This window comes from Limosilactobacillus secundus (assembly GCF_020784695.1).
Lineage (GTDB): Bacteria > Bacillota > Bacilli > Lactobacillales > Lactobacillaceae > Limosilactobacillus > Limosilactobacillus reuteri_F.
In genome coordinates, this window is the sequence record NZ_JAJGUA010000024.1 from 46,746 (window position 1) to 60,564 (window position 13,819).

Annotated in this window: 12 protein-coding genes; 3 read left to right on the forward strand and 9 right to left on the reverse strand. The window is 39.3% G+C overall.

Annotation, left to right across the window (positions count from 1 at the left end; all coding sequences use genetic code 11):
- Positions 1–72 precede the first annotated feature (72 nt).
- The 3 genes from LMB57_RS01895 to LMB57_RS01905 all read right to left on the reverse strand — a co-directional run bounded on the left by LMB57_RS01895 (position 73) and on the right by LMB57_RS01905 (position 2,078).
- On the reverse strand, positions 73–531 hold the full coding sequence (locus LMB57_RS01895; protein WP_229271387.1) for a hypothetical protein: 459 nt from the start codon (positions 529–531) through the stop codon (positions 73–75).
- Positions 528–935, reverse strand: coding sequence for a hypothetical protein (locus LMB57_RS01900; protein WP_229271388.1), 408 nt, complete (start codon positions 933–935; stop codon positions 528–530). The genes LMB57_RS01895 and LMB57_RS01900 overlap by 4 nt, the downstream gene beginning before the upstream one ends.
- Before the next feature lie 129 nt (positions 936–1,064).
- Positions 1,065–2,078 (reverse strand): lipoate--protein ligase, encoded by a 1,014-nt coding sequence (locus tag LMB57_RS01905; protein ID WP_229271389.1) that lies wholly within the window; start codon positions 2,076–2,078, stop codon positions 1,065–1,067.
- 200 nt (positions 2,079–2,278) lie between these two features.
- Between LMB57_RS01905 and LMB57_RS01910 the strand changes: the two genes are divergently transcribed.
- On the forward strand, positions 2,279–2,746 hold the full coding sequence (locus LMB57_RS01910) for a universal stress protein (RefSeq protein ID WP_003664906.1): 468 nt from the start codon (positions 2,279–2,281) through the stop codon (positions 2,744–2,746).
- An 11-nt stretch (positions 2,747–2,757) separates the two neighbouring features.
- The gene (locus LMB57_RS01915; protein WP_229271390.1) at positions 2,758–4,686 is read left to right on the forward strand and encodes a GTP-binding protein; all 1,929 of its coding nucleotides are present in this window, start codon (positions 2,758–2,760) and stop codon (positions 4,684–4,686) included.
- A 207-nt stretch (positions 4,687–4,893) separates the two neighbouring features.
- On the opposite strand, the gene LMB57_RS01920 is transcribed toward LMB57_RS01915, so the two are convergent.
- The 6 genes from LMB57_RS01920 to LMB57_RS01945 form a co-directional block, all read right to left on the reverse strand.
- Positions 4,894–5,796 (reverse strand): ROK family protein, encoded by a 903-nt coding sequence (locus LMB57_RS01920; protein ID WP_229271391.1) that lies wholly within the window; start codon positions 5,794–5,796, stop codon positions 4,894–4,896.
- A 25-nt stretch (positions 5,797–5,821) separates the two neighbouring features.
- A complete protein-coding gene (gene brnQ, locus LMB57_RS01925; protein WP_229271392.1) occupies positions 5,822–7,174 on the reverse strand; it encodes a branched-chain amino acid transport system II carrier protein in 1,353 nt (450 codons plus the stop codon).
- A gap of 274 nt (positions 7,175–7,448) precedes the next feature.
- On the reverse strand, positions 7,449–8,195 hold the full coding sequence (locus LMB57_RS01930; protein ID WP_229271393.1) for an alpha/beta hydrolase: 747 nt from the start codon (positions 8,193–8,195) through the stop codon (positions 7,449–7,451).
- Between the two features lie 34 nt (positions 8,196–8,229).
- A complete protein-coding gene (locus LMB57_RS01935; RefSeq protein WP_229271394.1) occupies positions 8,230–9,585 on the reverse strand; it encodes an APC family permease in 1,356 nt (451 codons plus the stop codon).
- Positions 9,586–9,761: 176 nt separating this feature from the next.
- A complete protein-coding gene (locus LMB57_RS01940) occupies positions 9,762–12,173 on the reverse strand; it encodes a phosphoketolase family protein (RefSeq protein WP_132140003.1) in 2,412 nt (803 codons plus the stop codon).
- 269 nt (positions 12,174–12,442) lie between these two features.
- Positions 12,443–13,174 (reverse strand): GntR family transcriptional regulator, encoded by a 732-nt coding sequence (locus tag LMB57_RS01945; protein WP_229271395.1) that lies wholly within the window; start codon positions 13,172–13,174, stop codon positions 12,443–12,445.
- A gap of 129 nt (positions 13,175–13,303) precedes the next feature.
- Here LMB57_RS01945 and ybaK point away from each other — a divergent pair, with 129 nt between their 5' ends.
- Entirely contained in the window at positions 13,304–13,810 is a 507-nt protein-coding gene (gene ybaK, locus LMB57_RS01950) for a Cys-tRNA(Pro) deacylase (protein ID WP_102815901.1), read from the forward strand.
- The last annotated feature ends 9 nt before the right edge of the window (positions 13,811–13,819 follow it).

The following is a 13,819-nucleotide window of genomic DNA, read 5'->3' on the forward strand; positions in this document are numbered from 1 at the left end:
TTAGGGTCGCTACCAGACCTCCCGACTCATCGCAAATTGTAGTTTAACATATTCGACCTACTAATTCAACTCTTATGCTCTTACTTCCATTATATCTGCAAGGTGTTCAGCTACCCATTCTTGAGCTTTAGTAACCAAATCAGCTGTCTTTCCGCCCTGATCAGTTTCATTTGCTAGTTCATCGATCCGCAATCCCGTTTTATTAATATCTTCACTTTCCATTACTAAATAAAGATTAACAGAGTACTCGATCTCTTTATCTAATAATTTAACATCTAATCGCTCTGCCTCATCCATCGGTATGTTGATTAGGTTGGTTTCTAAGCGAAAGCTAACTGGGTCACCTTTTTTCATTTTAATATTCATCTTATATTGACCAAGGTGTCCCGTATCAAGCTGTTCAATCATAAAATTAATCGCAGTTGTTAATACTGTTTTTTGCTGTGATTGGGCAGCAGTTTTTTCAACTTCTTCTGTCACAACCTGATCGCTCGTCAACTGTGACAAATAATCAGCTACTGACATCTTCATTTTTTCATTTGCTCCTTCATTTTTTCAATTTTAGCTTTTGTGTAGTCTGCACGCTGTTTTGCACCATAATAAACACCAGCAGCTCCTCCTAAAATTCCAACAATACTTAGTGCTTGAATAAATAATCCGTATGCACTTTCTCGTGGACTTACCATTTGAAATGCGGCTAAACTAGCGATCGCAAAATAAAGATTTACTAAAATCGTTGCATATCCACAAAAGCGCATCTTTAAAAATGATAATCCGTTAACAATGATTGCTAACACGATAAAGAGGAGCAGCCGCGGCCATACAGAGAATGATGTCAGCGAGTGACCATGCTGAACAAACATAAAGGCATCAAGGACTAATGCAATTACTGCTGCTACTGATGTTACAATAACAACTTTTTCATTATTTTTCATTTATTTTGCCAACTTTCTTTCTTGCTATCCCCGCGGATGACCAATATTTTTATATCCCTTAATTAACAAAAAAGGAATGTAACGATTAATTACACTCCTCATTTTACTAAATTAAGTTAAAAAGCTCAATTATGCGAGTAAATCAGCTACTTCAGCGGTTGGAATTCCCGTAATATATTGTTGGGTGCCCTCATCTTCAAGGACTTTAGCAATTTCATCATGGTCATACTTAACTCCTTGGAGCTTTTCTGCTAATTGGTTAATATCCTGTGGCCCAAAGAAATCGCCATAGAATTTCACGTTTTTAATTACGCCATCTTTAACATCAAAGCGGGCATCAATTGTCCCCATATCAAAGTGCTTCCGCCGCTTAACCGTAAATTCTGGCGACTTACCATAGACCCAATCCCAGTTGTTATAATACTGCTCATAAATCTTATCAATTTCTTTTTGATCCTCGGGAGTAACCACGTATTGCTTATCCTTAATCTCCTCAAGGTCGTCAACACGGAAGAGACCCTTTAGCAATTCATCCCTAAATGTTGGCACATCAAGATCTTGGTATTTTTCATCCAAGTATGGGCGGAGGTTCGTAACTCGTGATCGAACGGATTTAATCCCCTTTGAAGCAATCTTATCTTTTGCCACATGAAGGGCATCAGCGACAACACTTAAGTCAACGTCAAGCATTAAAGTTCCATGGGAGAACGTCTTTCCATTCCGTGAATACATTGCATTTCCCGAGAATTTCTTACCATCAACTAGAATATCATTACGACCGCTGACCTCTGCACTAGTAGCGCCCATTTGATGAAGAACACTAACAATTGGCTCGGTAAATGACTTAAAGTCACCAAATTCCTCACTATCACTTGGAACCACAAAACTAAAACAGAGATTCCCTAAGTCTTGATAAACAGCACCACCGCCTGATAAACGACGGGTTACTCGGATATTGTGTTCCTTTACATAATCATGATTAATCTCTTCAAGAGTATTTTGGTTCCGCCCCACAATAATACATGGTTCTTCATAATAAAATAGTACTAAAGGTTCTTTACCAAAATCCTTATTATTCATTAGATATTGTTCTGTAGCTAAATTCATTCCAATATTATGAGAAGTCATTGAAACATAACGCATAACTAGCACCCTCTTATAAAATCGTCAACATAAATAGACTAAAACTTTACTTTTGTCATTTAATCATCCAATTGTAGTGTACGTCTTTCGGTAAGCGTTTGCAATATATTATCGATAAAGTAAAAAATACTTTCTTTTTTACATCTTTTTAGGGCGAAAACATTTTATAATAAAGGTATAAACTTTCGGAGGTGTCTATTATGACAGAAATTTATCCATACAAACACATTCTAGTTGCTGTCGATGGCTCAAAAATTACTAGTAACGTCTTAGAAAGTGCCATTGATTCTGCACTACGGAATCATGCTAGCCTTGATATCTTACGGATTGTTCAGGTAACGCAACTAACTGATGGTTATAGCAATGCGGCCCTTAGCAATGAAGAAACATATAACATTGTTAAAACTACCAAGGAACGACTCGATGACTTGAAAAAGCGCGCGGTCGATGCTGGGGTTGAAGATGTTAACGTTCATATCCGGTTTGGAAATCCAAAACGTGTTATTGCCCATGAATTTCCGTCAGATCACAATACTGACTTGATTGTTCTCGGTGCGACTGGTGTATCTGGTCTTGAACGCTTTGTTCTTGGATCTGTTACCCATTATGTTAGTCGGATGGCAAAATGTGATGTACTTGTTGTTCGCAAAAACGACCATGTTAACTAGGTGAAAACACAGTGAAACAAATTGTTACTGGCATCGTTGCTCATGTCGATGCTGGAAAAACGACTTTAACGGAAGCTCTCATGTATGAAACCGGAGCTATTCGAAAGCTAGGCCGCGTGGATAATGGGGATGCTTTTTTAGATCCTAACACACTCGAAAAACAACGCGGAATCACTCTTTTTACCCATCAAGCTGAATTAACATATAATGATCTTGCGCTTACTCTTCTCGATACCCCGGGGCACGTCGATTTTGCTAGTCAAACAGAACAAGTCTTACCAGTTCTTGATTATGCAATTCTTGTAATTTCAGCCACTGACGGCATTCAGGGATACACGCGGACATTATGGGATCTTCTTGTGCGTTATGATATTCCTACATTCATTTTCATCAATAAAAATGACGTGCTTGGTGCTGATCCTAGCGGTGTTATCAAGCAACTGCAAAAAGAATTCTCGCCGGCTTGCCTTGATTTTACTGATTCATTAACTGATGAAGTTCGTGAAATAATTGCGATGCAAGATGATACAGTTTTAGAAAGCTACCTCAATACTGGCAGTCTTAGCGATCAAACAATTCAGCAATTGATTAAACAACGTAAAGTGTTCCCTTGTTATAGCGGAGCAGCCCTAAAATTAACTGGTATCACGAAATTCTTAAAAGGACTTGAGAAATGGACCGTTATGCCTGAGTTCGCTGATGAGTTTGGGGCGCGGATATTTAAGATTTCCCATGATGACAACGGCAACAGACTTAGTTGGGTTCGTGTATTCGGTGGCAAAATTCCAGCTAAATTAGTTTTACTAAACGAAGAAAAAGTGAACCAAATCCGAATATATAACGGAGCTAAATTTACCCCAACTCAGGTTTTAAACGCTGGTCAAGTCGGTGCTCTTACTGGATTAACTTCTACATCCCCTGGACTTGGCCTTGGTAAAACAAAGCCACTCCCAGCACCAGTCATAAAACCAGTCTTAAATTATGCCGTTAAAGTTGCTAAAGAGGACCTTCATGCTTGTCTCAACGCCTTAAAAGAGCTTGAAGATGAAGATCCACAACTACAAATCTCTTGGCATCCTCATATCCAAGAGATCCACGTTCAAATTATGGGAGAGGTTCAACTTCAAATCCTGCAACAATTGCTTGAAAAACGTTACCAATTGAAAGTTACGTTTGATGAAGGAAACGTTCTCTATCAAGAAACGATTACTAATAAAGTCGAAGGGGTCGGTCACTTTGAACCATTACGTCACTATGCCGAAGCCCACCTTCTTTTAGAACCGGGAAAACAGGGCTCTGGAATTGCAATTAGGAGTGACTGCAGTCTTGATATCCTTGATCGTAATTGGCAACACCAGATCCTAACTAGTTTACAAGCCAAAGAACATCTGGGGGTTCTTACAGGAGCTCCCCTTACCGATGTCAAAATCACCCTCGTTGGTGGCCGCGGCCATATTAAACATACAGTTGGTGGAGATTTTCGTCAGGCTAGTTGGCGAGCGGTTCGTCAAGGATTGATGGAGTTAAAGGAACAAAACGAATGTCAATTATTAGAACCCTGGTATGCTTTCCATCTTAAAGTCCCGAATGACCAAGTAGGACGCGCAATTAATGATATTCAACAAATACATGGTACGTTCGAGCTTAATGAAGCTAATAATCAAGACCTAACTCTGATTACAGGAATCGCTCCTGTTGTGGGCATGCGTGACTACGCTCAAAGTGTTCGCGCCTATACTCACGGCCAGGGTCAACTTGATCTCATTGTTGCTGGCTATTATCCATGTCATAATGCTGAAGATGTTATTAAAGATGTTAATTATGATCCTGTTGCTGACCTAGAAAACACTCCTGATTCCGTCTTCTGTGCTCATGGTGCTGGTTTTCCCGTTCCATGGAATGAGGTTCCGTCAAGGATGCATTATCCCTATCGAAAATAAGTTGTTGATAAAGAGAGAGGCTGAGAAAAAACTTCGTTTTTTCAACAGCCTCTTTATTTATACGAACATTATTTAAGATATCGTGGAAATTAACCACAAGGCTCGAGGCTAAGTTCGAACGATAATCAGCCCGTGCCGTGCTAATCACCGTTCTATCCTTAGCCCACCGCCTTGTCGAGAAGGTTAATTCCCACTCACTCTCTTTTTTCATTCAATTGTTAATAACAAACCATATAACGCACCTAATAAATTAGCTTCATTGCCAAACTTTGCGGTCATTATTTCTGGCATCGTGACATCATCATGCAAACGGTAATCACTCTTTTGCAGAATCATAAATTGCTTCTTTATTTCATCAATTAAAATTTTTTGTGCACTAATGCCACCGCCAACGAGCACACGTTCAAGGTCAACAACTGTCTGGATATTTAAGATTAAGACAGCGACTCGCCGACAAAATCCTTCAAATAAGGACCAAATAACTGGGTTATGACGATTAATTTCTTTAAAGACTCGTCGGCCATCAGTTTTATCCTTAATATCACAAATATCAGCCATAGTTTCAATCATCTTAACTGCTGAAGTAGTAGCCCCCATTGTCGAATAGTGAAGTTCAGGGGCATCATTATCAATGATCATCGCGCTTAATTCACCGGCCTGAAAATGCGGCCCGTGCAAAAGCTGATTATTAATAACAATCCCGCCTCCAACTGAAGTTCCTAATGTAATTACAGCGCCATTACTGATACCATTGAGATTCCCAAGCCACATTTCCGCTAATGTCGCACAATTAGCATCATTACCAACATATACCGGGCAATGAGCTCGTGATTCTAGATAGGCTGCAAAGTTAAAGGTTCCCATAAAGCCAAGGGCACCAGTGAATTTTACCTCTCCCGTCGCCGGATTAACTACTCCTGGAAGACTAACGCAAATCGCAGTAACTTTTTCTAAAACTGGCTCAACAACAGCAAAGATTGCAGCCAGAAATGCATCTTTTTGATGAGGAGTTGGGACATGATTTTTCTCAAAGATATTACCAGAGTGGTCAATTAAAGCACTCTTTATCTCTGTCCCACCAATATCAATACTTAAATACTGTCGTTGCATAACTCCTCACCTCATCTCTCTTATATTATACACGACTCCGCTGTTGAGGGTACCAAATACAAATACTGATAAATAGGCCCACTAGGGTAAACGGCAACCAACTAAAACCAAGTTGATACAAAGGAAAACACTTTTCTGCAAAATGGATTAATGACATACTAAATGAAGTATCCCGTAAAACCGATGGGAAAGCATTTACCATATCAAAAAACGCAGGAATCATGGTTATACCTGTTGTAATTCGGTAAATTATTGAAGCTCCCTGGAATAGGGGTGAAAAAATACCTAGTAGAATCAACACAATAGCAAGTGGGTAAAGGAACATTAAAACCGGTATCGACCATGAAACGATTTGGTCTAATCCCATGTTAGCAACCAGAAATGATAATAGGCAATTGCCCCGTAAAAAGGCTTTATAAGAAATCTGGGGAAAACGGTAGTGAAAATCCTGAGCAAAAGCAACTACTAACCCCATTGCCGTTGTCATACAAGTAATTGTCGCAAGGGTTAGCAATAATACATTTCCATAATTTCCCATATAATAATGCGCAATTTGATTTAATGTTGTTCCCCCATTAGCTGCAATTGCAAATTGGTGCCGACTCGTTGTCCCCAAATAAATTAGTCCAATATACAAAATCCCAATTCCAAAAATTCCAATCATTCCACCCTTGGTAGTAGCAAGTGAAACTGATTGTTGAGATTTAAAACCAAGTTGGCGAATTGCGGTAATAATCGTAACGCCAAAAACCAATGCTGCTAATGCATCAACAGTGTTATATCCCTGAATAAAACCATTACTAAAGGCATGATTAACATATTCTGGAGTTGGTTGGGGAGTAGTTGTACCTCCCATTGGATGAATAAAGGCGAGAAGAAAGATCAAAAATAACATAATAAGGAAAATCGGATTTAAAATCTTACCAATTATTTCGGTGATTTTTCCTTCACGCGTTGCAAAAAAGTAAACAATTAGAAAAAATACTCCGGTATAGGCTAATAATCCCCAACCTTGCATCCCTTTACTTAAGTATGGCGCAACTCCAATCGTATAAGGTACAGTTGCCGTACGCGGGGTTGCACATAAAGGTCCAATAATTATTTGAACTAGGACAAGGAAAACAAGGGCAAATTTTTTTCCATTTGGTAAAGCTAGCTCATATAATCCATTTGCATGTGTAATACTAATCGCTAGTAATGCAAATAGCGGTAAAAGAACACCAGAAAGCAAGAATCCACCCGTTGCTGCTACCCACTGATTACCAGCTAGTTGTCCTAAATGCACAGGGAAAATTAAATTTCCTGCCCCAAATAACATCCCAAAAATTAGCGACCCAATTACCAAGTAGGTTTTACACGCTGCTTTAATTGAGTTCATAGTTAATCACTCATTCCTTTTCTCTAAATTTAATCTGACGCTAAATTATACCATGAAATAAGCGCCCAGGCAGGAGTACATTTCAAGCAAAGGGAGCGAGACAGAAGTCACTTGTGACTTCGTTTTTCGACGCGAAGCTAGCCTCTGAGAGCCCCCGCAAGCAACAATAGGCCTCCAATGTTCGGTTTTTTTACCGGGCGTTGGAGGCCATTGTTGTACTGCGCCATTTGTCTTTTGTGAAAATAACTTGGCTTATGTCACAGTCCCTTTAAATCTAATTTTTTAAAAAGTTAGCTACTAGTTCCAAAATTTCTTGGCGTCGTGAGCCATTAAACATATGCCCTTCTCCAGGGATTAAATGTAATTCACTGTTAGGCATGATTACATTATATTTCTTTGATGCTTCAGGGGAAACCACATTATCAGCTAACCCATGAATTAGCAGTGTGGGGCCACTATAATGTTGCGCTGTTTCGTAAATTGGTAAAAGCTGCGCCGTTCGGAAGTAGTCGCCGCCAACGGTAAAGCCATGCACAGCAACCGTTTCTGGTATATGGTTAGGGTCATATTGGCTTCCCTGACAGACGCCTTTTAGCGCATCATCTTTCAAGGTTGCAGCAGGTGCCAGTAGTACTAGTTTTGTAATAATATCGCGGTAATAAGCCGCCAACATAGAAGCAACTACCCCACCTTGCGAATGACCAATTAAGTAAATCTTCTTTGCTTGCATCGTGGTGTGAGCATAGTCAATAATTTTCATTCCATCCAAAATTTCACTGAAAACTGTCATATTCTGGAATTCACCATCACTATAGCCAGTCCCATCAAAGTCAAAGCGTAATGTTGGAATTCCTTGTTGGTTTAAATAGTGCGAAAGAGCATAAAGAATCTTAGAATCATCATATCCCAGATTGCCCTTAAAGCCATGCATCAGAATTGCAACCGTATCGTTTTTAATCGTTCTTGTTCTCTCAAGAAGGCCATATAGTTTTAGACCATCTCGTTTGATTGTTATTTCCATCAGACCACCTCTCACTTATTATCCACTGTTTGATTTAATGTTTTAGCTTCTCCAACATTGCGCGGTGGTGAGCCTCGTGTGACTCATCCACCTTAATAAAGAAATAAGAAACTGCTGCGACAATTGCAACGACAACACCAACTGTAATCGTCTTAATTGTAAAATTCGTTACCATATAGCATGAGATTAAGAGTGCTAACACTGGAATGATATATTTTCCTGGAAGCTTGAATCCATGATTAGGAAATTCATTAGTATGTTTAAACTTAATTACTGCTAAAATTGACGGAACATATTGCACAAACGAAGCAAGCACAATACAAGAAACAAGAAAGAGGTAAGATTGAGTAACTAATAACATTGAAACAACGGCTGTCAGGATAATTGCTACCCAGGGGGCATTATGACGGTTCTTTTTGCCAATCCACTTTGGTAACATCGCATGTTCGGTTGCTAGTGAGGAAATTAATGACGGAGTGTTAAAAGAGGCCGCAAATGCCACTCCAAAAATACTAATTAACATTCCCACAATTACTAACATGTATCCCCATTTTCCGACACCAGTTCCAAAGGCATTTGCAATTGGTGTACTATAATTTGACATCCTAGTCCCCAAAATACCGATCGCTACCAGCATCATTAGCGAATACATAACCGTTACGCTAACCATTACGGCGATTAATACGCGCGGAATATTTTTCTCTGGATCAGTCATTTGCTTTGCGGCAATTGGAATAAAGGAAAAGCCGGTAAACATATAGAAAACAACACTAAAAGCTGCTCCAAAATGCTTTGCAAGCGGCATTGCCCCGGTAGTTGCTGCATGAGGAATCACCGGTGAAAAATTAGCAAAATGAATACAAAAAACGCCAATAACAATAAAAGCAAGGATCGTAATCATTTTCGCAGCTGAAGAGAGGTTATCGACCAACTTAACAAGCGTCTGGCCGAAGAAATTAATGATTGAGAATAATAAAATTAAGCCAAAAACAGAAACATAGTATATCCAATGAGTATTAAAAAGTGGTAAAAAGCTTCGAAGAGTTGTCAATAAAGCTACCACTTCGGCAGATAAAGTACAGCATCCTAAAAACCACGTAAAAATGCCGAGCTCATAGCCAGTAAACCGGCCAAATGCATTATAGGAATAAAGCCAAGCTGCACCCGATCCGGTAAAGCGGCTAGAAAGATCCGCATAACATAATGCAACCATGCTAACCGTAATAGCTGCACAAAGTAAGACAAGGACACTTGCTAAATTCATATCCTTATAGATAACTTGTGGTAGCAAAAAAGCACCTGACCCAATAACACCATTAATACCTAAAAAATAAATTGAAATGAACGATAACTTTTTAGGACTTTTCTTTTTCGTATTGATAAGCTCCACCTTCTATCCTTTATAACAAAAATAAGATTACCTTTATTTAAAGTCTATTCTTATTTTAAAGGGTTTACAAGTAAGGCAAGGCAACCAATCTTTATATTTCCAAACAAAAAAAGACCGAGTTAAACTCGATCTCTTTTCTTAACTTATTAAGTGTTTAATTAGCAATCAGTAGCTGATTACTTAAGACCCTTCCAAGTCCAGTTAGTAACTTCTGGTAAGTCCTTACCTTCTGAACGGATGTAGTGGTTGTGCTTGTTGATCATGTTGTCCATCTTGGCAACAAATGCAGCACTCTTTTGTTCGTAACCAGGAACACTTTGGATAGCGTCCTTAGCTAAGTGGAACCGGTCAAGTTCGTTTAATACACGCATATCGAATGGAGTGGTGATATCACCATTTTCTTCGTATGAGTGAATGTGAACGTTACGGTTAGCACGATCGAAGAACAATGCTTGGATCATGTCACGGAATCCGTGCCATGCAAAGATAACTGGCTTGTCAGTAGTGAAGTAACTATTGAATTCAGCATCAGTTAAACCTTCAGGGTTCTTGTCAGTGTTCATCAAGCGCATAATTTCGATGATGTTGATGTAACGAATCTTCAATTCAGGGAAGTTGTCATGAAGAATGTCAATAGCTGCAAGAGCTTCTTCAGTAGGTTCAGTACCAGAAGATGCAAATACAACATCTGGTTCAGTACCTTGGTCAGTAGATGCCCAGTCAATGTAGCCAAGACCATTGTCAGCCAATTGAGTAGCTTCATCAATAGAGAACCATTGTGCACGTGGGTGCTTAGAAGTTACGAAGAGGTTGATGCATTCTTGGTTACGGAATGCCTTGTTAGATACAGCCATTAATGAGTTAGTATCTGCTGGCAAGTATTCCTTAACGAGGTCTGGACGTTCCTTTTCAAATAAGTGAGTCAATAGACCTGGATCTTGGTGAGTGTAACCGTTGTGATCTTGTTGGAATACAGTAGAAGTATCAACAAAGTTCAATGCTGGGTATTGGTGACGCCAGTAAAGATCCTTAGCCTTACGTAACCACTTCATGTGTTGAGTAAGCATTGAATCAACAACACGACCGAATGCTTCGTAAGTTGCGAAGAATCCGTGACGACCAGTTAATGTGTAACCTTCAAGGAATCCTTCAGCTTGGTGTTCTGAAAGTTGTGAATCGATCATACGACCTTGTGGAGCCACATCTTCATCGTTTGGTTCGTGGATACCTTCCATCCATTGACGCTTTTGACCATCAAGGAATGCGTAAAGGCGGTTTGACTTAGATTCGTCAGGACCAAATCCACGGAAGTTAGTTGGGTTCAATTCAGCCATCTTGTTGAGGTACTTACCCCATTCAAGCATGTCTTGCTTTACAACAGAACCAGGATTTTGAACATCAATAGCAAAATCACGGTAGTTTGGCAATACAAGTGGCTTAGGATCGATACCACCATTAGTGATAGGGTTCATAGCCATACGACGGTTACCTTCTGGTGTGTTCTCTTCAACAAGAGCAACTGGGTGACCATCTTCGTCGAACAATTCTTCTGGCTTGTATGACTTCAACCAGTCAACAAGGATGTCCTTGTGTTCCATGTCATCTTGGGATACTGGAACTGGAATTTGGTGTGCACGGAATGAGTTTTCAATTGGGTTACCATCAAGGTCAGTCTTAGGACCAGTCCAACCCTTAGGTGCACGGAAGATAATCATTGGCCATTGTGGTAATGAGTTATCATTGTTTTCACGAGCGTTCTTTTGAATGGCCTTGATTTCTTCAACAACCTTGTCTAAAGTCTTAGCCATTTCTTCGTGAACTTCCATGTGAGGCTTGTAACCCTTGAATTCACCATCACGGTCAGCTTCTTTGTAAGCTGAAACAAAGTATGGCTTCCAACCCATACCTTCGAAGTACTTAGTAAGTTCTTCGTCGCTCATCCGTGAAAGGATAGTAGGGTTAGAAATCTTGAATCCGTTAACTTGGATGATTGGTAATACCGCACCATCCTTGATTGGGTTGATGAACTTGTCTGAGAACCATGATGCCATTAATGGACCAGTTTCAGCTTCACCATCACCGATTTCAACAGCGGCAATAACTTCTGGGTTATCTAAGATAGCACCAACACCGTGTGAAAGTGAGTAACCAAGTTCCCCACCTTCGTGGATTGAACCTGGTGTTTCAGGTGCAGCGTGTGATGCAGTACCGCCTGGGAATGAGAAGTGCTTGAATAACTTAGCCATTCCCTTAGTGTCTTGAGTATATTCAGGATAAATTTCAGTGTATGAACCATCCAAGTATGAGTTGTTAACCATAACTTGGCCACCGTGACCTGAACCTTCGATGTAGAACATATCAAGGTCATACTTCTTAATTACACGGTTCAAGTGTGCGTAAATGAAGTTTTGAGGAACAATAGTACCCCAGTGACCAATTGGCTTAGGCTTAACATCTTCTGCCTTTAATGGTTGGCGAAGTAATGGATCACCCATTAAGTACAATGTACCAACTGAAAGGTAGTTAGCTGCACGCCAGTAAGCATCAACACTTTCCAAGTATTTCTTGGAATCGTAATCTACTGCCATCTAATAAACACTCCTTCTATATAAATCAATACGTCCTGTGCTTTCTAACAACATAACGTAAATCATTAAATTTACAATGTTAATGATAAACTGTTTTTTCAAAAAGTCAACCTTTTTACAAATTGATACGGTCCAATTATAAAAAATTAATAATTTTAAGCCGCTCTTTAGTTTTGCAAACCGGCTAACATCTTTAGTCTAACACCATGTGCCACCTTCTACGGTTATATTGCACAAACTTATGACAATCTATTGAACTCAAATTAATATTAGCCTTCCTGGTCTAAGCTAACAAAAGTGCTGTATTTCATGTATTTATAGTGAATACGCATATTTGAAACTTCAAATGGTGTTCCATCATCTAAAAAGAAAATTCCATCAATTATGCCCACCGGTTCTGTCGAATTCAACTTTAATAATTCTTGGTCTTGTGTATCTGATGGCGAGACGCCAATAGTCATAAACGACTTGGTAACCCGTTTTCCCATCGTATCCTCAAGATAATTAAAAATAGAGCCATTGACAATTTCAGGAGATAAGGTTGGTGTAATCTTAATCGGGATAAAACCAGTTTCAATCATAAAAGGTTGGTCATCAATTAGCCGTAACCGTTTGATTTGGTAAACAAAGTCATTATCATTGAGGAACAACTCTTCTTGTACATCCTTATTTGCGGGAACAACCTGATAATCAAGCAACTTAATCCCTTGCTTCTTCCCATCAGCACGGAAACTATCCGTAACTCCTAAATTACTCCCCTCATAATGAAATAAGGACTGATTTTTTAGGTAAAGCGGATTAATGAAGGTTCCCGAACCGCGCTTTTTGAAGATAATTCCTTCTTGCGCCAATACACCTAGTGCCCGCTTGATTGAACTTCGACTTACCTCATAAATCTCGCTTAAGCTTCGTTCGTCCGGTAGCCGCATTCCGGGGTATTCATTGTCTAAAATTTTTTGTTTTATATCACGCATCACTGAGCGATATACTAAGTCTGCCATCTAATTAACTCCTCGGATTTATTTAATTCGAATTTTAATGATACACTTTAAGTATAGCAGACCTATTTTAAATTGGGATCTTTTTGTGAAATATTGGTGCGACCCAGATAAATTTAGGAGGATCTTATTATGAGTAAAAAGAATAAAAAAAGTAAAATGAAAAAAACGCAGGTGGAACAAATCTTAGATAAAAATAATATTCCATATGAGCAAGCAGAATTTCCGACGCATCAAGATGGGGATGTCCGTTCAATGAGCGTTGACCATACCGGCATTGATGAACACATTATTTATAAAACCCTTGTCCTTACTGGTAATGTGACTGGTCCATTAGTCGGAGTCATCCCCGTCGACACCCACCTTGATGAAAAGAAATTAGCTAAGGTTTCCGGCAACAAAAAAGTTAACATGGTTCCCCTTAAAAACTTGTTAAAGACAACGGGGTATGTTCATGGTGCTAACACGCCTGTAGGAATCTATGAAAAATTTCAATATCCGATTTTTATTGATAATGAAGCAAAAGAACAAGGCGAAATTTATGTTTCATCTGGGAAAGTTGGTCGATCGGTTAAACTAAACGCTGAAGACTTAGCTGGATTAGTTCATGCAACTTTTGCTGATTTAGAACAAAAGTAATCTATCATT

Excerpts from the sequence above, each read along its gene's own strand:
- LMB57_RS01895 (WP_229271387.1), bottom strand. The coding sequence starts at position 531 with ATGAAGATGTCAGTAGCTGATTATTTGTCACAGTTGACGAGCGATCAG.
- LMB57_RS01900 (WP_229271388.1), bottom strand. The coding sequence starts at position 935 with ATGAAAAATAATGAAAAAGTTGTTATTGTAACATCAGTAGCAGCAGTA.
- LMB57_RS01905 (WP_229271389.1), bottom strand. The coding sequence starts at position 2,078 with ATGCGTTATGTTTCAATGACTTCTCATAATATTGGAATGAATTTAGCT.
- LMB57_RS01910 (WP_003664906.1), top strand. The coding sequence starts at position 2,279 with ATGACAGAAATTTATCCATACAAACACATTCTAGTTGCTGTCGATGGC.
- LMB57_RS01920 (WP_229271391.1), bottom strand. The coding sequence starts at position 5,796 with ATGCAACGACAGTATTTAAGTATTGATATTGGTGGGACAGAGATAAAG.
- brnQ (WP_229271392.1), bottom strand. The coding sequence starts at position 7,174 with ATGAACTCAATTAAAGCAGCGTGTAAAACCTACTTGGTAATTGGGTCG.
- LMB57_RS01930 (WP_229271393.1), bottom strand. The coding sequence starts at position 8,195 with ATGGAAATAACAATCAAACGAGATGGTCTAAAACTATATGGCCTTCTT.
- LMB57_RS01940 (WP_132140003.1), bottom strand. The coding sequence starts at position 12,173 with ATGGCAGTAGATTACGATTCCAAGAAATACTTGGAAAGTGTTGATGCT.
- LMB57_RS01945 (WP_229271395.1), bottom strand. The coding sequence starts at position 13,174 with ATGGCAGACTTAGTATATCGCTCAGTGATGCGTGATATAAAACAAAAA.
- ybaK (WP_102815901.1), top strand. The coding sequence starts at position 13,304 with ATGAGTAAAAAGAATAAAAAAAGTAAAATGAAAAAAACGCAGGTGGAA.